This is a genomic window from Rhodococcus zopfii NBRC 100606 = JCM 9919 (assembly GCF_001895025.1).
GTDB classification, from domain to species: Bacteria; Actinomycetota; Actinomycetes; order Mycobacteriales; family Mycobacteriaceae; genus Rhodococcus; species Rhodococcus zopfii.
In genome coordinates, this window is sequence record NZ_BCXI01000012.1 from 18,033 (window position 1) to 34,103 (window position 16,071).

Consider the following 16,071-nt stretch of genomic DNA (forward strand, 5'->3'; position numbering starts at 1 on the left):
CAGGAGCGCACATGGAACGCACCCTCTTCGAGCCCGAACACGAACTCTTCCGCGAGTCGTACCGGAAGTTCCTCGAGCAGGAGGTGGCACCCTTCCACGAGCAGTGGGAGAAGGACAAGATCGTCGACCGCGAGGTCTGGAAGAAGGCCGGGGCACAGGGCTTCCTCGGCATGGCCGTTCCCGAGGAGTACGGCGGAGGCGGCGTCGACGACTTCCGGTACAACGTGGTGCTCACCGAGGAGACCACCCGCGGCCTCTACAGCGGTGTCGGTTTCATGCTCCACAACGACGTCGTGGCGCCCTACCTGCTGAACCTGGCGAACGAGGAGCAGAAGCAGCGCTGGCTGCCCGGCTTCTGTTCCGGTGAGATCATCACCGCCATCGCCATGACCGAACCCGGCACCGGTAGCGACCTGCAGGGCATCAAGACGCGCGCGGTGCGCGACGGCGACGACTGGATCCTCAACGGTTCCAAGACGTTCATCACCAACGGCATCAACGCCGACCTGGTGATCGTCGTAGCCTGCACCGATCCGGAGAAGGGCGCCCAGGGCTTCTCCCTCCTCGTCGTCGAGCGCGGCATGGCCGGATTCGAGCGCGGCCGCAACCTGGACAAGATCGGTCTGGACGCGCAGGACACCGCGGAGCTGAGCTTCGACAACGTGCGCGTGCCGGGCGCGAACCTGCTGGGCGAAGAGGGCTTCGGCTTCATCTACCTGATGCAGAACCTCCCGCAGGAGCGCCTGTCGATCGCCGTGGTCGCCGCCGCCGCGATGGAGCAGGTTCTCGAGGACACCCTGCAGTACTGCCGCGACCGCAAGGCGTTCGGCAAGTCCATCGGCAAGTTCCAGAACACCCGTTTCGAGCTCGCCGAGCTCGCCACCGAGACGCAGATCGCGCGGGTGTTCGTCGACAAGTGCATCGAGCAGCTCAACGCCGGTACCCTCACCGTCCCGGAGGCGGCGATGGCGAAGTACTGGACGACCGACAAGCAGGTCGAACTCATCGACCGGTGCCTCCAGCTGCACGGCGGCTACGGCTACATGCGTGAATACCCGGTCGCGAAGGCCTACCTCGATGCCCGGGTCCAGAAGATCTACGGCGGCACCAACGAGATCATGAAGGAGGTCATCGGTCGTTCGCTGAACGTCTGATCGAACCTCCGGAAAACGCGCCGGGGCGGTACCGCGACATGCGGTACCGCCCCGGCGTCGTTGGGGAAGTGCTCAGATCTTCCGGATCACGGTGACGACCTTCCCCAGGACGACGGCGTCGTTGCCGGGGATCGGCTCGAACATGGGATTGTGCGGCATCAGCCACACGTCCTTCTTCACCCTCTTGAACGTCTTGACGGTGGCTTCACCGTCGAGCATCGCGGCGACGATGTCGCCGTTGTCGGCGACGTTCTGCTGCCGCACCACCACCCAGTCGCCGTCGCAGATCGCGGCGTCGATCATCGATTCGCCGACGACCTTGAGCAGGAACAGCGATCCCTGGCCGACGAGTTCGCGGGGGAGCGGGAAGACGTCCTCGACGGCCTCCTCGGCGAGGATCGGGCCGCCGGCCGCGATCCGGCCCACCACCGGAACCATCGCGGCGGACGGAACGGCCGACGCTGTGGATGTGACGGTCTCGCTGGTGCCGTCGGGAGCAACCGTGCTGTCCTCGAGCCCGCGGACGTCGACGGCGCGCGGCCGGTTGGCGTCGCGACGCAGGAAGCCCTTGCGTTCGAGTGTGCGTAGCTGATGGGCCACCGACGAGGTCGAGTTGAGCCCGACGGCGTCGCCGATCTCCCGGATGCTCGGCGGGTAGCCCCGCTCGGCAACCGAATCGCGGATCACCTCGAGAACGCGGCGCTGGCGCTCGGTGAGTCCGGCTGTCGAATCGGTGGTGGCCGCCCGGGCCGGGCCGCTCGCGGAGTTGGCGTCCGTCATGGTCGTGACCTCCGTGCGTCGAGTGTCGGATGTGCTGAATGTGATGTGTCGAATCTATCCGCATTCGCGTGCGTTATCAAACATCTGTTCGACATTTTCGACGCGAAAAGCTGACAGCGCGAGCGTCGCGTGATAGAAATTCGAACAGATGTTCTTCGAACTTGTGATCGAACAAATGATCGGCATCGTTCGAACGATTGAGCGATCAAGTGGGATACGCGCAGTTCGCACGGCCGATCGAGTGCCGCCACCGATCGAGCACGGAGGATCCGATGGGTACAGCAGTTCGCCGAACCGGCTGGAACGAGTTCACCACGGCGTCGGCGCGGGTTGAAGGTTCCGCCCGCGGTCGCGACGCGCAGATCTATCACTTCCCGGTTCGCCCGCCGTTCTCCCGACCGGATGCGGGTCACGCCGAGTATCGACGCCCGGCGTCGAACCCCGTCTCGTGTGCCGACCGCACCCGCCCCGCGCCGCTGCCGTTCAGTGCGGCCTTGCGGCAGACGGCGGTCACGGTTCTGCTCACCGCGACCGCGCTGCTCGCGATCCTCGGGGTCGCGCACCTGCGCACGAGCCAGGTCGCGGCGGACGTTCCGCGCACCGACGTCGCTGTGGTCAGGATCGGCGAATCGCTGGCCGACGTGGCCGCCCGGATCGCTCCGGGCGCCGTCACCGCCCAGGTCGTCGAGCGGATCACCGAGCTCAACGTGCTGTCCGGCACCACGGTGCGTCCCGGACAGCGGCTCGTCGTGCCGGTGATCGGGCGCGGGTGAACCGAGGTGCCGGGTCGGGGGCCGGACCGGCGGGACGAATCGGTCCGGCAGGTATTGTCGTTTCCTGTAAGTCACACCACCCCGTGTGGTCGCGTCGAGGCAGCTCCACCTCAGGGCGGAGATGATCTCGGGAGGACGGTTCGACGCCGACGTCGCGGCCGGCACGGCAGCGACGAAGGACTCGACATGTATTGCCCGTACTGCCGGCACCCGGATTCCCGGGTCGTCGATTCGCGCGAGGCCGACGAGGGCGCCGCGATCCGCCGGCGCCGGGCATGCCCCGAATGCGGTCGCCGATTCACCACGGTCGAAACCGCGGTCCTGTCCGTCGTCAAGCGCAGCGGCGTGACCGAGCCGTTCAGCCGCGAGAAGGTCGTGCGCGGCGTGGCGCGCGCGTGCCAGGGCCGTGCCGTCGACAACGATGCGCTGAATCTGCTGGCGCAGCAGGTCGAGGACGCGGTGCGGGCCAAGGGCTCTCCCGAGGTTCCGAGCCACGAGGTCGGTCTGGCCATTCTCGGTCCGCTGCGGGATCTCGACGAGGTGGCCTACCTGCGCTTCGCGTCCGTATACCGATCGTTCAGCTCCGCGGAGGACTTCGAACGCGAGATCAAGGAGCTGCGCGAGCACCAGGAGCGGCGCGACATCGACCCCGCCGAGGGCTGAACCCTCCGCGGCCTCACGAGTCGACGTCACTCGTCCCGGCCGGCGGTGTTCTCGGGACAGATCAGCGAATTGTGCTGATTGCCTTGAGGATTCGCTTTTCCGACACCGGGATTCGTGTGCCCAGGCCCTGCGCGAACAGGCTCACCCGCAGCTCCTCGATCGCCCAGTACACCTCGTTCACATCCGCGGCGGCCCGCCGTTCCTCGGGCAGCCGGGCGAGCAGCCGATCGTACTCCGCATACACCCGGTCGAGAACGTCCATGCCCTGGGCGTCGCGGTGGGCGCTTGCCGGAAGTGCCTCGAGGCGCTGGGCTGCCGCCGTGAGATATCTCGGCAGGTCCGCGAGACGTCGCCCGCCGATTTCGGTGACGAATCCCGCGAACAGCAGCGATGCCAGTTGCTCGCGCACGTCGTCGGCGGCCTCGCCGCGCACCCGGTCCAGCAACACCCCGACCTCGTGGGCCCGGGTGAGCGCCGGCACCACGAGCTTCAGCAGCGCCGAGACCCTGCCCGGCAGTTGCGCCCGCACCGTCCTGACCATCGCATCGAACTCGGCGGGCGTGCGGATCGGGGCACCGTGCGCTGCGACCAATTCGTCCACCGCGCAGGCCCGGCAGTCCTCGAGCAACGCATCGAACGACCCGTCCGGATTGCGGCCCAGCGCCAGCCGTTCCGCATTGGTCAAGCCCGACGTGGCCGCCCGAGCCTGCGTCGGAACTGCCGCCAGCAGCAGCGCCCGCAGCCCGGTGCGGGTCGCGGCGCGTTGCGCCTGCGGGGTGCTCAGCACCCGCACCGCGACGCCGGTGTCCTCGCTGACCAGTGCCGGATAGCCGGTCACCTGCTGGTTCCCGACCGTGCGCGTGATTGTCTCGGGCAGGGTGCCCAACGTGTCCGCCGTCCACACCAGCGCGGGGGCGCGTTCGGTGCTGGAGGCGGCGCGGGCAACCTCGGCGTCGACGCGAACCGCCAGCTTCTTGCGCAGGGCCGCCAGGCTCTTGCTGTAGCCGAGGACCTTCCCGCGCTCGTCCACCGCCGCAAACGTCAGCCGCAGATGCTCGGGCAGGGCCGCGACGTCGAAGTCGCTCGGCTCGATGCGGCAGTTCCCGAGCCGCGACAACTCGCGGGCCATCGCGTTGACGAGCGGCTCGCTGCGCGGGGTAACCGAGGCGAGTGCTGCCGCCGCGAAATCCGGTGCCGGAACAACTTGGCGCCGAAGCTGTTTCGGCAGCGTCTTGATCAATGCCGTCACCAGTTCGTGGCGCATGCCCGGCACGAGCCAGTCGAACCCGACGGGGCGGATCCCGGCCAGCAGTGCGACGGGGATGCGGGCGGTGACACCGTCCTGTTCCGTGCCCGGCTCGAACTGGTAGGTCAGCGGGAACTGGACATCGCCCTGCCGCCACGCGTCGGGATAGTCCCCGTCGAGCACCGCGGCGGCGTCCTGGTTGACGACGGTTTCCGGGGTGAACGTCAGCAGGTCGGGGTCCTGCTGCCGGGCCTTCTTCCACCACGTGTCGAAGTGCCGGGCCGACACGGCATTCGGGCCGACCCGCTCGTCGTAGAACGCGAACAGTGCCTCGTCGTCGACGAGGATGTCGCGGCGCCGGGCACGATGCTCGAGCTCCTCGACGTCCTCGAGCAACGCGCGGTTCGCGTGGAAGAACTTGTGGCGGGTGCGCCATTCGCCCTGCACCAGCGCGTGCCGAATGAACAGGTCGCGCGAGACTTCCCGATCGATCGGGCCGTACTGCACCGGACGCTGCGCGACGAGAGGAATGCCGTAGAGCGTGACTCGCTCGTAGGCCATCGCGGCCTCGCGTCTGCTCGACCAGTGTGGTTCCGAGTATGTGCGTTTGACCAGGTGCGGGGCCAGCTTCTCGACCCATTCGGGTTCGATCCGCGCCGCCATGCGGGCCCACAACCGCGACGTCTCGACCAGTTCCGCGGCCATCACCCAGCGCGGTGGCTTCTTGAACAGCGACGACCCGGGGAAGATGGCGAACCGGGAGCCGCGCGCACCGAGGAAGTCCCGCTTGTCGCCCTCGCGCAATCCGATGTGCGAGAGCAGCCCGGCGAGCAGTGACTGGTGGACCGCGTCGTCGGACACCTCCTGGTGGCGGGTCTCCCAGCCGAGGTTCAGGGTGATCTGGCGCAGCTGCCCCTGCAGGTCCTGCCATTCGCGGATCCGCAGCCAGTGCAGGAACTCGTTGCGGCACATCTTCCGGAATTGGTTGGAGGACAGTTCTTTCCGTTGTGTCTTGAGGTAGTCCCACAGGCGCAGGAACGCCAGGAAGTCCGAACCCTCGACCGCGAAGCGGGCGTGCTTCTCGTCGGCCGCCTGCTGGAACTCGGCGGGACGTTCACGCACGTCCTGGATCGACAGCGCCGCCACGATGATCAGCACCTCGCGCAGACAGCCGTTGCGGTGACCCTCGACGATCATCCGCGCCATCCGCGGGTCGACGGGCAGCCGCGCGAGTTCGCGGCCGGTCGCGGTGAGCTTGGGCAGTTCGTCGCGCTGGGCCGGCTCGAGGGCGCCGAGTTCCTCGAGGAGTGCGATGCCGTCGCGGATCGCCCGCGGATCCGGTGGTTCGACGAACGGAAAGGAGGCGATGTCGCCGAGGCCGAGCGCGGTCATCTGCAGCACCACCGACGCCAGGTTGGTGCGCAGGATCTCCGGTTCGGTGAACTCGGGGCGGGCTTCGAAGTCCTCCTCGGAATACAGCCGGATGCAGATGCCGTCGGCGACGCGGCCGCAACGACCGGAGCGCTGCCGCGCCGACGCCTGCGAGATCTCCTCGATCGGCAGACGCTGCACCTTGGTCCGCACCGAATAGCGGGAGATCCGGGCGGTGCCGGGATCGACGACGTAGCGGATACCGGGGACGGTCAGCGACGTCTCGGCGACGTTGGTCGACAACACCACCCGGCGGCCGGCGTGCGGGGTGAAGACCTTGTGCTGCTCGGCCGCCGACAACCGCGCGTACAGCGGCAGGATCTCGGTGTTGCGGAGCTTGCGGTCGCGCAGGGCGTCGGCGGTGTCGCGGATCTCGCGTTCACCGGAGAGGAACACCAGGATGTCGCCGTCACCGGCCGCCTGTAGTTCCTCGACCGCCTCGCACACCGCATCCACCGGGTCCCGGTCGATCAGCTGCTCGCCGACTTCGACGGTCAGCGGCCGGTACCGGATCTCGACCGGGAACGTCCGGCCCGACACCTCGACGATCGGTGCCGGGGTCCCGTCGGGGGCGGCGAAGTGCTGTGCGAACCGTTCCGGGTCGATGGTCGCCGAGGTGATGATCACCTTCAGATCCGGACGCCGCGGCAGCAACTGCTGCAGGTAGCCCAGGATGAAGTCGATATTGAGGCTGCGCTCGTGGGCCTCGTCGATGATCAGCGTGTCGTAGCGGCGCAGCATCGGGTCGCGCTGGATCTCGGCCAGCAGGATGCCGTCGGTCATGAGCTTGACCAGGGTCGAGTCCGATACCTGGTCGGTGAATCGCACCGTGTAGCCGACGGACTCACCCAGTTCGGTGCCGAGTTCCTCGGCGAGACGTTCGGCGACGGCCCGCGCGGCGATGCGCCGCGGCTGAGTGTGCCCGATCAGCCCGCGCACACCGCGGCCGAGTTCGAGGCAGATCTTCGGGATCTGTGTGGTCTTGCCCGAGCCGGTCTCGCCGGCCACGACAACCACCTGCCGGTCGCGGATCGCGGCCGCGATGTCGTCCTTGCGCTGCGAAACCGGCAGCGACTCGGGATAGGTGATCGCCGGCACGGCGGCGGCACGCTCGGCCAGGCGCACGCGGGCCCGCTCGACCTCGGCGGCGATCGTGGTGAGCGCGTCGGCGTCGCGGGCGCGGTCGAGCTTGCGGCGCAGACGCAGTTCGTCGCGGAGCGACACCTCGGCGAGGGCCGATTTCAGGTCGCGACGGTTCGGGGCGGGAGAGATGGACATGCTGATGGGACAGCCTAGCGAAACGCGGACGTCGCCCCCGTCCGCAGGCCCACTCCCGGGGCGGTGAGCGGTCAGTCGGCCGGCGCGGGCGAGACCCCGTTCGCCCGAACCTGCGCGATCACTCGGGCGAATACGTCCCGGTAGGGTGCGTGGACCGTGAAGTGGGTGAAGCCGTAACGATCGCGTGCGGTCAGGATCTGCGCGGCCATCTCCTCGACCGTCCCGATCAGCACGAACGGCGTGTCGAGCAGGTCACCCACCCGTATTCCGAGGCGCTCCGCGGCGGCGGCTGCCGCGGCCCTCCGGTCGTCCGTTTCGATCACCATCTGGACCAGGGTGTGCCACTCGATGTGATCGGCTCGCGGTCCGGCGCAGGCCCGCGTGAACCGGATGCGCTCGTCGGCTTCGGCGGCCGACCCGATCCGGAACGTGCCCGGCGGTCGGCCCGGCACCTGGTAGGCGCCGGCGACACTGACGATGTCCGCGCAGGCGCCCGCAATCGCAAGGATCCGGTCCCCGGTGCCCCCGATGATCAGAGGCGGGCCCTCACCGCCGAACCCGTGCCGCTGGACCGGCCGCAGCACCGGGAGGCCGAAGGCCTCGCGCATCGCGGCCTGCGGTTCGTAGGCGGGCTGCGCGAACAGTCGCCGCAGTGCAGTGACGGTCGACTCGAGATGGTCGGCGCGGGTGCCGAAGCTCTCCCACGCGATGCCGGCGGACTCGAACTCCCACCTCATGTGGCCTGCGCCCAGGCCGACTTCGAGCCTGCCGCCGGTGAGCGCATCGGTCGTGGCGATCTCGCGGGCGAGCAGCGCCGGATTCCAGAACGCGGCGTTGAGCACGAGCGTCCCGACGCGCATCCGCTCGGTGGCGTGCGCGGCGGCCACCAACACCGGGAAAGGTGCGGGCACGCCGAGATGGTCGGCGGCGAACAGCGCATCGAACCCGGCGTCTTCGACGGCCCGGCAGGACCGCGCGAAGCCCTCCGGGGACTCGATGCCGAGAACGTTGACGGAGAACCGGAAATCGGTCATGCACTCCAGCGTGACGGGTGTGCGCGGTACGCGCCACAAATCGTTGCCGGTACGTACGATGGCCGGCGGAGATCGTACGGTCGTCGACAGGAGTGGATCGTGGGCGCGTTGTGGCACGGATTTGCCGACATGGGCGTGATCGAACGCGACGGGGCGTTCGTCGTCACCCGCGGCGAGGGCGCCTACATCTGGGACGACGCCGGAACCCGCTACCTGGATTCGACTGCGGGCCTGTGGTTCGCGAACATCGGGCACGGCCGCACCGAGATCGGTGAGGCCGTGGCCGCGCAGCTCGCGAAGGTCGCGCACTACTCGAACTTCGGTGATCTCGCGCTCGAGCCGACGATGGAGCTCGCCGAGCGGCTCGCCCTGATCGCCCCCGTCCCGGGCAGCAAGATCTTCTTCACCTCCGGCGGCTCCGATTCGATCGACACCGCCGCAAAGCTGGCCCGCCGCTACTGGCAGGAGAGGGGCCGTCCCGGCAAGACGCTGCTCGTCGGGAGGCAGAAGGCGTATCACGGCATGCACGTCGGCGGCACGTCGCTGGCCGGCATCCCCGTCAACGGCGAGGGCTACGGACAGCTGTGGGACGACACCGCGACGGTGCCCTGGGACGACGCGAAGGCGCTGCTCGAACTCATCGAAACCGTCGGAGCGGACACGATCGCCGCGTTCTTCGCCGAACCGATCATCGGCGCGGGCGGGGTCTACCTGCCGCCGGACGGCTACCTCACCGAGATCCGCGACATCTGCCGCGACCACGACATCCTGTTCGTCGTCGACGAAGTGGTCACCGGATTCGGGCGCATCGGCGGATCGTGGTTCGCGTCGTCACGGTTCGACCTGCAGCCCGACATCATGACCACCGCGAAGGGACTGACGTCCGGCTACCTGCCGATGGGTGCGGTGTTCGTCGCACCCCGGGTGGCCGAGCCGTTCTTCGCCGGCGGTGTGTGGTGGCGTCACGGATACACCTACGGTGGACACGCCGGGTCGGCCGCGGCAGCACTGGCGAACCTCGACATCCTCGAGAACGAAGGACTGCTCGACGAGTCGGCGCGTCTCGAGAAGACGTTGCACGCCAAGCTTGCGCCGCTCGCCGACCATCCCCGTGTCGCGGAGATCCGTAGTGGCCTCGGCGCGGTCGCCGCGGTCCAGCTCGCCGACCCGGCCGAAGCGCCGAAATTTGTGAAAGAGCTACGTGCGCGAGGCATTTCAGGACGTGCCGCGGGGCAGGGTGCGATGCAGATCTCACCTGCGTTCGTCATGACCGACGAGCAGGTCCAGGATCTCGCCGACGGGTTCGCCGCCGCCCTCGACTGACCCGTCAGCGGCGCCGGGGGCTCAGCCGGCGCAGCGCCCGCCGTAGCCGCGTGACCGGTGTCGCCGGGACCTCCGTCAGGGGTACCTCGCCCGAGCCGTCGTGCGCTGCGGTCGCCTGCGCGTACCGCTCGTGCAGCACCGAGCGCACCTCGTCGGGGGTGTAGCCCCGGCGCTTGCGTTCGGCCCGCACCGCGACCGCTCCGGTCGCCGCGACCCCGACGACACCGGCCAGTCCGACCAACTTCCACCACTGCCTGCCCCGAAGTGCCATGGTCTCGACCCTATCGGGGTGATGGTGCCCTTCACCCGGCCGGACCGGGTGAAGGGCACCATCATCCGGGCATGGAAGGCTGTCGGGCATGGAGCACAGCGCGGCACGGTCCCGGATCACGCTCGACGAGGCGGTGGCGGTCACCCGCACCGGTGACCTGTGGATCTTCCGGGGTAGCAGCGGAGCGGACCGCGCGATCCAGGCGTTGACGAACGCGCCGGTCAATCACGTCGGGATGGCGGTCGTGCTCGACGACCTGCCGCCGCTGATGTGGCACGCCGAACTCGGAAAGAGCCTGCCGGACATGTGGACCGGACGTCACCATCGCGGCGTGCAGCTGCACGATCTGCGCAGTGCGGTGCAGGTGTGGAGCGCCCGGTACGGGCAGCGGGGCTGGCTGCGTCAGATCTCGACGCAGATCACCCCGCAGCAGGAGGACCAGCTGTTGCGCTCGATCGCTCGGCTCGACGGGACGCCGTTCCCCTCGACCGCGAAGCTGACGGGCCGCTGGTTCGCCGGCCGCCTGCCGCGACGCCGGAAGGTGCCAGGTGTGAGCCTGGAGAGCGCGTACTGTGCCGAGGTGGTCGCGGTGACGATGGAGGAGATGGGGCTGCTCGAACAGCGGCGACGTGGCAGCAACTGGTACGACCCGGGCCGATTCTGGAGCGGTGACCGCCTTCCGCTGGCACCCGGCGTCGAGTTCGGCGGCGAGATCGAGGTCCTCCTCAGCGACGAGGACCTCGCGGCCGGGCGGGCCTCAGCCGGCGAGGGCGCGTGACGCACCGCGTGCGACGCGACCACCCACCTCGACCCGTCCGTCCGGTAGCCACGCCGTCCGGATCCGCGAACCGCAGCCCTGGATGATGTCGAGGTCACGGCCGACGTGCGCGGTCAAGCGGACCGCGGCAGCGCCGGTCGCCTCGTCCTCGGGAATGCCGAACGCCGGCGCGAACATCCGGGCACGCACGGCTCCCGCCGGTTCGTCGGTCCATGCCCACACGTACGACTCGGCTGCGCCGGCGTAGTCGTCGGGGCTGCACCGGTCGACGTCATCGGCGGACGGCCGACGGTCGAGCACGAACGGCGGGGCCCATTCCGCACGTGCGCACACCCAGGTGACATCGTCGGCGTAGCGCACCGCGACCGGGCCGGCCGGGACCTCCAGGATGTCGATCGGGGTGCCGCGCTCACCGAGCCACCGGGACAATCCCACCGTGGGATGTCCGGCGAAGGGCAATTCCGTCGTGGGAGTGAAGATCCGTGCCCGGGCGCGTGTCCCACCGGGCCGGGGCGGTTCCACGAAGATGGTCTCGCTGTACCCGAGTTCGGCCGCAATCCGCTGACGGTCGGTGGCGGCGACGTCGTCATCGAGCACGATGCCGAGCGGGTTGCCGTGTTCTCCGCGGTCGTCGGTGAAGACCCGAACGACGTCGACCCGAATCGTCATGGAGTGACCGTAGCGCGGCGCTGCTCAACCCGCCTCCGCGCGGCGTCGAAAGGAAAAGGTGATCGGTCCGGATATACTGATAGGCGTGTCCGATCAACAGTATCAACCGACCCTCTCCCAGCTGCGCGCCTTCGTCGCGGTCGCCACACACCGGCATTTCGGTACCGCCGCCGCGCGCCTGAACGTGAGCCAGCCGACCCTGTCGCAGGGGCTCGCATCCCTCGAGGCCGGTCTCGGCGTCCAGTTGATCGAACGCAGCACCCGTCGTGTGCTGGTGACCCCGGACGGTGCTCGGCTGCTGAGCCAGGCCAAGGCCATCGTCGACGCGGCCGACGGGTTCGTCGCCGCCGCCGCCGGAGTCACCGATCCGCTCACCGGGCCGCTACGGCTGGGCCTGATCCCCACCGTGGCGCCCTACGTACTGCCGACTCTGCTGCCCGAACTGCGGACCCGCATGCCCTCGCTGTCGCTGCACGTCATCGAGGACCAGACGGCCCGGCTGCTCGAGTCGCTGCGGGCCGGAACCCTCGACGTCGCGGTGCTCGCGCTCCCGTCCGGGATGTCCGGTCTGATCGAGATACCGCTCTACGCCGAGGACTTCGTGCTCGTCGTGCCCCCCGCACACGCGCTCGCCGGCCGAGACGACGTATCGCCGGCCGTGCTCGACGAGCTCCCGCTGCTGCTCCTCGACGAGGGGCACTGCCTCCGGGACCAGACCCTGGACCTGTGCCGGTCCGTCGATGCGCACCCGCTCTCCGGCGACACCCGGGCGACCTCCCTCGCTACGGTCGTGCGATGTGTCGCCGGTGGGCTCGGGGTCACGCTGATCCCGGCATCGTCGGTGGCGGTGGAGTGTGCCGCCGGTGATCTCGCGGTCGCGCGGTTCGAAGAACCGACCCCGGGGCGCACCATCGGGCTCGTGTTCCGGTCGTCGAGCGGGCGCGCCGACGACTATCGCGCCCTCGCCGAGGTGCTGCGGGAGGTCGCACCGGAGGGTGCTCGGTAGCGAGGCGACCGAACGCGCATTCTGGTGAACGGTCAGCGTTCCGTGGGTGAGAAGAGGACCATGGCGGCATGTCGCGCCCCGAGATCGGTCTGCAGGAGTTCGTGCTCGACACGCCAGACCCGCACGGCCTGGCCGCGTTCTATGCCGCGCTGCTCGGCTGGGACATCGACCCCGCTGCCACCGACGACGACTGGGTGCAATTGCGCGCACCGGCCGGGGGAGGACTGGCGTTCCAGCGGGCGCCCCGGCACGTCCCCCCGAGCTGGCCCGGTGAGACCGTGCCGCTGCGCGCCCACCTCGACCTCGCGGTCGCCGACCTCGACGCCGCGGAACGCTGGGCGTTGCGGCACGGTGCCGTCCGCGTGATCGGACCGAATTCGAGCCCGACGTTCCGCACCTACCGCGATCCGGGTGGCCACGTGTTCTGCCTCGTCGCCGGATGAGCGGAAGGCGGATGGGTCGACGAGTGACCCTTGTCGCATAGGTTGTTCCAACCTACTGCGTGTTTGCCAGGTTCTCGGTTCTCGGGGGGGTGCCGTGACATGCTGCTGTTGCGCGACGCGCTTCGGGATGCGCGCGTCGTCGGCGAGCGGTGGAGGGGGAAGTCGCCTGGAATGCCCGGGGCGCCATGGTCGACGTAGCCCACTGTGCAGGCCGAATGGATTCGAAACTGTTGCGCTTCAAGATGGTTCGGTCTTGCCAGGCAGAAACTCTCCATGGCGGCTCGGCATCCCGATGCGGCGTATCGGCAGGATCCGGTGGGCACGGGGTCGTCCGCGGAATCCGGCATCGTCGACTCGGGATGCCGACTCGACGTCGTCGCTCCGGGAACCGCCGACGTCTCCGACCCGCGACCGCTGCAGATTCTGGGTGTCGGTACCGGCGATCTCGAATCGGCGCTGAAGACGCGGCGCAAGGGAAAGCATCCGCACACGGTTGCTGTCGAGTCCAGGCTGTACAACTCCGACGCGCGCGTACGGAGCGGGGTTCACGCCGCTCTCGGACATCGTCCGACCGAAGTGACGTTGTGGGGCGACCCGGTTCCGCCTAAACTCCACAGCGACGTGCGGCTGGTGCAGCACCGCTCGGGCCTGGCTGCACGGGCGTTCAAGGCGCAGGCGCTCGCCGCGGCCGGGGTGGCGACGCTCGACGTCGCCGCCGCAGGGAACTTCTGTACGGGACGGCTGTGTCGGCCCCGGCTGCAATCGGATCTTCTGCCGGCCGGCCGAATTCCTCCTGCCGCACCGCCCCGCTCGTGAGAAGTGGTGGTCTGCCGACTCGATTCTGTTTGCCACGAAGGCATCTCGCGATCGCGGGTCCTGGGCCGTCCACTGGCGGACGCATAGTCTCAGTCGTCGACCGAGAGGTACTCGGCGACCCGCTCGCGATGTTTGCAGCGACTGCACGCCTGGCATCGACGGTATCCGGATGTGCGCCGGTCGGCGGCCTTCAGCCGCGCCGCTTGCGGGCGCGACCGGCGCTCTTCGGTCGACCGCCGTTGCCGCGCCGCGTTGTCGGCTTCTTGTCGCCTTTCGGCTTCTTGTCGCCCACGGACTTCCGAGGCTGCGAACCCTGCCGTTCCCCGCGCCGTTTGGACTTCTTGTCCGACTCGTCCTGCCGGCCCCGGGAACTGTTCGCGGTGCGGCCGCGCACGATTCCGACGAGTTCGTCGACGAGTTCGGTGGTGCGGTCGGTCAGCCACACCAGGCCGACCTGTGACTGGGGGGCGTCCACCACCGGGCGGTAGGTCAAGTCCTTGCGGTGGTGCAGCCGAGCAAGCGACTGCGGTGTGACGAGGACTCCGACCTCGGAAGCGACGTGCGAGATTGCGGCTTCCGTGGTCTCCGGCCGCTCGAACGCTTCCTCGCCTGGAATCTGTGCCCAGTCCAGCACGTCGTCGAGCGGTTGCAGGAGGGTCTCCTCCGCGAGGTCGGCGACCGACACCTCCTCGACTGCCGCGATCGCATGCTCGGTCGGCACCACCACGACCGAGACCTCGGTGTAGAGGCCGATCACCGACAGCCCGTCGCGTTCGAGCGGCAACCGCAACAGCGCGGCGTCGGCCCGATCCTCACGCACGCACGCCGCACCGGACGTCGACGCTACCGGCACCAGCTCGATCGGGACATCTGGCATCCGCTCGGTCCACACCCGCACCCATTTGGCGGGGATGACCCCAGGAACGTACGCCAGCCGGAACACCTGCGCGGACTCGTCACTCACCCGGTCAGGGTACCGGCCGGCCGCGACCACCCGCGTGCCGTGCCCGTGTCGCCTTCGACGAGCGCCGAGGAGACACCGCGCAGCGACCGATCGCTCGTCGGGCGCGTCAATCCTTTGCGGTGTCGGCGCTCAAGGAATCGATGGCCGCTCGCAACGCCGCGGTGGCATCGTCGGCGACCTCGTGAAGACCCGGCTGGTCGGCGACCTGGACCATGATCTGCGGGTTCATCGCGTCGATCAGCACCGCGCCGGGATCGGAAGGGTCGGTGCGCACCACCACGTTGCAGGGCAACAGAAGTCCGATCTGCCGATCGACGGTGACCGCCCGGTGCGCCAGCGGCGGATTGCAGGCGCCCAGGATCAGATAGTCCTCCATGTCCTCACCGAGCTTCGCCTTCAGGGTGGCCTTCATATCGATCTCGGTGAGTACGCCGAAACCCTGTTCGGACAGGGCTTTTCTGGTGCGTGCCACAGCATCGTCGAAGGACGTGTGCAGGGTGGTCGACAGTGCGAGTGCCATGAGCGTGGTGTGCCTTTCGATCGAAGTCCTGCAGATGGATGATGGGCCGGGGGCGATTGCCCGACAGGAACCGGTGGTGGTCGATTCTGTCAGGCGAGGGCGAGGAAGAGCTTCTCGAGTTCGGTTTCGGTCATGGGTTCCTTGGTCCCCTCGGCCTTGTCGGTAAGGCATTCGCGTAGACCGGAGGCGACGATCTTGAAGCCGGCGCGGTCCAGAGCCTTCGAGACCGCGGCGAGCTGGGTGACAACATCCTTGCATTCGCGGCCCTGCTCGATCATCGAGATCACCCCGGCGAGCTGCCCCTGGGCGCGGCGCAACCTGTTGAGTACCAAAGCGATGCTTTCTTCGTCGCCGACCATGCGGATTCCTTTCCGAGTTTCCTGCCATTGTACCCCTAGGGGTATCTCTATCGGGTATATGGCATCCGATCGACCGTGAGTCCGAGGTCGGCTCCGCGCTGGGGAGAGTCAACCGTCGTCACGGTGCGGGGGTGACAGGGCCGGGAGCCGATCGGTCAGGCGCTGGGCCCGCGTCGGACATCCTGTCCGGCGTGTAGCCAGGCGCTGGTTCCGCCGGCGACAGAGACTGCTGCTCGCCCGGCTGATTCGAGGATCGTGGCTCCCCGCTTGCTTCGGTTCCCGGACGCGCAGATCACGTACACGGTGTCGCCTGCCGGCACCTCGCCCACGCGTGCGGGCAGCTCCCCGAGCGGGATCAACTGGGCGCCGGGGACGTGACCGTCGATGTACTCGTAGTCCTCGCGCACGTCGAGTACCGGTGCTCCGGACTTCCACGCCCGGATCAACGTGGCTGTGTCGACTTCCTGCATGGTGAACTCCTCGAATCGGGGCGGAGGGGTGCTTCGGGATATGGGGGGAGGGTGAACTGCGTTATCCCGCAGCGGTGATAGCCGGTTCGCGGC

General features: G+C 68.7%; 17 protein-coding genes. 8 read left to right on the forward strand and 9 right to left on the reverse strand.

Annotated features, from left to right (window positions below):
* The first annotated feature begins 11 nt into the window (after positions 1 to 11).
* Positions 12 to 1,154 (forward strand): acyl-CoA dehydrogenase family protein, encoded by a 1,143-nt coding sequence (locus RZ1_RS08775; RefSeq protein WP_072811055.1) that lies wholly within the window; start codon positions 12 to 14, stop codon positions 1,152 to 1,154.
* Positions 1,155 to 1,226: 72 nt separating this feature from the next.
* Here the strand turns inward: RZ1_RS08775 and lexA are convergent, their stop codons facing one another.
* Positions 1,227 to 1,934 carry a transcriptional repressor LexA gene (lexA, locus tag RZ1_RS08780; RefSeq protein WP_072811057.1) on the reverse strand — a complete coding sequence of 236 codons (708 nt, stop codon included), beginning with the start codon at positions 1,932 to 1,934 and terminating at the stop codon, positions 1,227 to 1,229.
* Positions 1,935 to 2,206: 272 nt separating this feature from the next.
* Here lexA and RZ1_RS29580 point away from each other — a divergent pair, with 272 nt between their 5' ends.
* Both RZ1_RS29580 and nrdR read left to right on the forward strand, forming a co-directional pair.
* Positions 2,207 to 2,707 (forward strand): LysM peptidoglycan-binding domain-containing protein, encoded by a 501-nt coding sequence (locus RZ1_RS29580; protein ID WP_139281797.1) that lies wholly within the window; start codon positions 2,207 to 2,209, stop codon positions 2,705 to 2,707.
* 186 nt (positions 2,708 to 2,893) lie between these two features.
* Complete coding sequence (nrdR, locus tag RZ1_RS08790) at positions 2,894 to 3,370, forward strand: transcriptional regulator NrdR (RefSeq protein WP_072811059.1); 477 nt, start codon at positions 2,894 to 2,896, stop codon at positions 3,368 to 3,370.
* 61 nt (positions 3,371 to 3,431) lie between these two features.
* On the opposite strand, the gene hrpA is transcribed toward nrdR, so the two are convergent.
* A complete protein-coding gene (gene hrpA, locus RZ1_RS08795) occupies positions 3,432 to 7,325 on the reverse strand; it encodes an ATP-dependent RNA helicase HrpA (RefSeq protein ID WP_072811060.1) in 3,894 nt (1,297 codons plus the stop codon).
* A gap of 71 nt (positions 7,326 to 7,396) precedes the next feature.
* Complete coding sequence (locus tag RZ1_RS08800) at positions 7,397 to 8,359, reverse strand: TIGR03621 family F420-dependent LLM class oxidoreductase (RefSeq protein ID WP_072811084.1); 963 nt, start codon at positions 8,357 to 8,359, stop codon at positions 7,397 to 7,399.
* Between the two features lie 129 nt (positions 8,360 to 8,488).
* Between RZ1_RS08800 and RZ1_RS08805 the strand changes: the two genes are divergently transcribed.
* Positions 8,489 to 9,682, forward strand: coding sequence for an aminotransferase family protein (locus tag RZ1_RS08805; RefSeq protein WP_072811062.1), 1,194 nt, complete (start codon positions 8,489 to 8,491; stop codon positions 9,680 to 9,682).
* A 4-nt stretch (positions 9,683 to 9,686) separates the two neighbouring features.
* Here RZ1_RS08805 and RZ1_RS08810 read toward each other — a convergent pair whose 3' ends face one another.
* A complete protein-coding gene (locus tag RZ1_RS08810) occupies positions 9,687 to 9,953 on the reverse strand; it encodes a hypothetical protein (RefSeq protein WP_072811064.1) in 267 nt (88 codons plus the stop codon).
* An 88-nt stretch (positions 9,954 to 10,041) separates the two neighbouring features.
* On the opposite strand from RZ1_RS08810, the gene RZ1_RS08815 reads away from it, so the two are divergent.
* Entirely contained in the window at positions 10,042 to 10,731 is a 690-nt protein-coding gene (locus RZ1_RS08815) for a hypothetical protein (protein WP_072811066.1), read from the forward strand.
* Here the strand turns inward: RZ1_RS08815 and RZ1_RS08820 are convergent.
* On the reverse strand, positions 10,711 to 11,400 hold the full coding sequence (locus RZ1_RS08820; protein ID WP_072811068.1) for a PhzF family phenazine biosynthesis protein: 690 nt from the start codon (positions 11,398 to 11,400) through the stop codon (positions 10,711 to 10,713). The genes RZ1_RS08815 and RZ1_RS08820 overlap by 21 nt on opposite strands.
* 85 nt (positions 11,401 to 11,485) lie before the next feature.
* Here RZ1_RS08820 and RZ1_RS08825 point away from each other — a divergent pair, with 85 nt between their 5' ends.
* The 3 genes from RZ1_RS08825 (at position 11,486) to RZ1_RS08835 (ending at position 13,665) form a co-directional block, all read left to right on the forward strand.
* The gene (locus RZ1_RS08825; RefSeq protein WP_072811070.1) at positions 11,486 to 12,406 is read left to right on the forward strand and encodes a hydrogen peroxide-inducible genes activator; all 921 of its coding nucleotides are present in this window, start codon (positions 11,486 to 11,488) and stop codon (positions 12,404 to 12,406) included.
* Between the two features lie 68 nt (positions 12,407 to 12,474).
* Positions 12,475 to 12,849 (forward strand): VOC family protein, encoded by a 375-nt coding sequence (locus tag RZ1_RS08830; protein WP_072811072.1) that lies wholly within the window; start codon positions 12,475 to 12,477, stop codon positions 12,847 to 12,849.
* A gap of 273 nt (positions 12,850 to 13,122) precedes the next feature.
* Positions 13,123 to 13,665 carry a hypothetical protein gene (locus tag RZ1_RS08835; protein WP_083583596.1) on the forward strand — a complete coding sequence of 181 codons (543 nt, stop codon included), beginning with the start codon at positions 13,123 to 13,125 and terminating at the stop codon, positions 13,663 to 13,665.
* A gap of 190 nt (positions 13,666 to 13,855) precedes the next feature.
* Here RZ1_RS08835 and RZ1_RS08840 read toward each other — a convergent pair whose 3' ends face one another.
* The 4 genes from RZ1_RS08840 to RZ1_RS08855 form a co-directional block, all read right to left on the reverse strand.
* A complete protein-coding gene (locus tag RZ1_RS08840; RefSeq protein WP_072811087.1) occupies positions 13,856 to 14,629 on the reverse strand; it encodes a LysR family substrate-binding domain-containing protein in 774 nt (257 codons plus the stop codon).
* Positions 14,630 to 14,735: 106 nt separating this feature from the next.
* Positions 14,736 to 15,149 carry a DUF302 domain-containing protein gene (locus RZ1_RS08845; RefSeq protein WP_072811073.1) on the reverse strand — a complete coding sequence of 138 codons (414 nt, stop codon included), beginning with the start codon at positions 15,147 to 15,149 and terminating at the stop codon, positions 14,736 to 14,738.
* Positions 15,150 to 15,238: 89 nt separating this feature from the next.
* Positions 15,239 to 15,508 (reverse strand): metal-sensitive transcriptional regulator, encoded by a 270-nt coding sequence (locus RZ1_RS08850; protein WP_072811074.1) that lies wholly within the window; start codon positions 15,506 to 15,508, stop codon positions 15,239 to 15,241.
* A 155-nt stretch (positions 15,509 to 15,663) separates the two neighbouring features.
* A complete protein-coding gene (locus RZ1_RS08855; protein WP_072811075.1) occupies positions 15,664 to 15,978 on the reverse strand; it encodes a rhodanese-like domain-containing protein in 315 nt (104 codons plus the stop codon).
* Between the last annotated feature and the right edge of the window lie 93 nt (positions 15,979 to 16,071).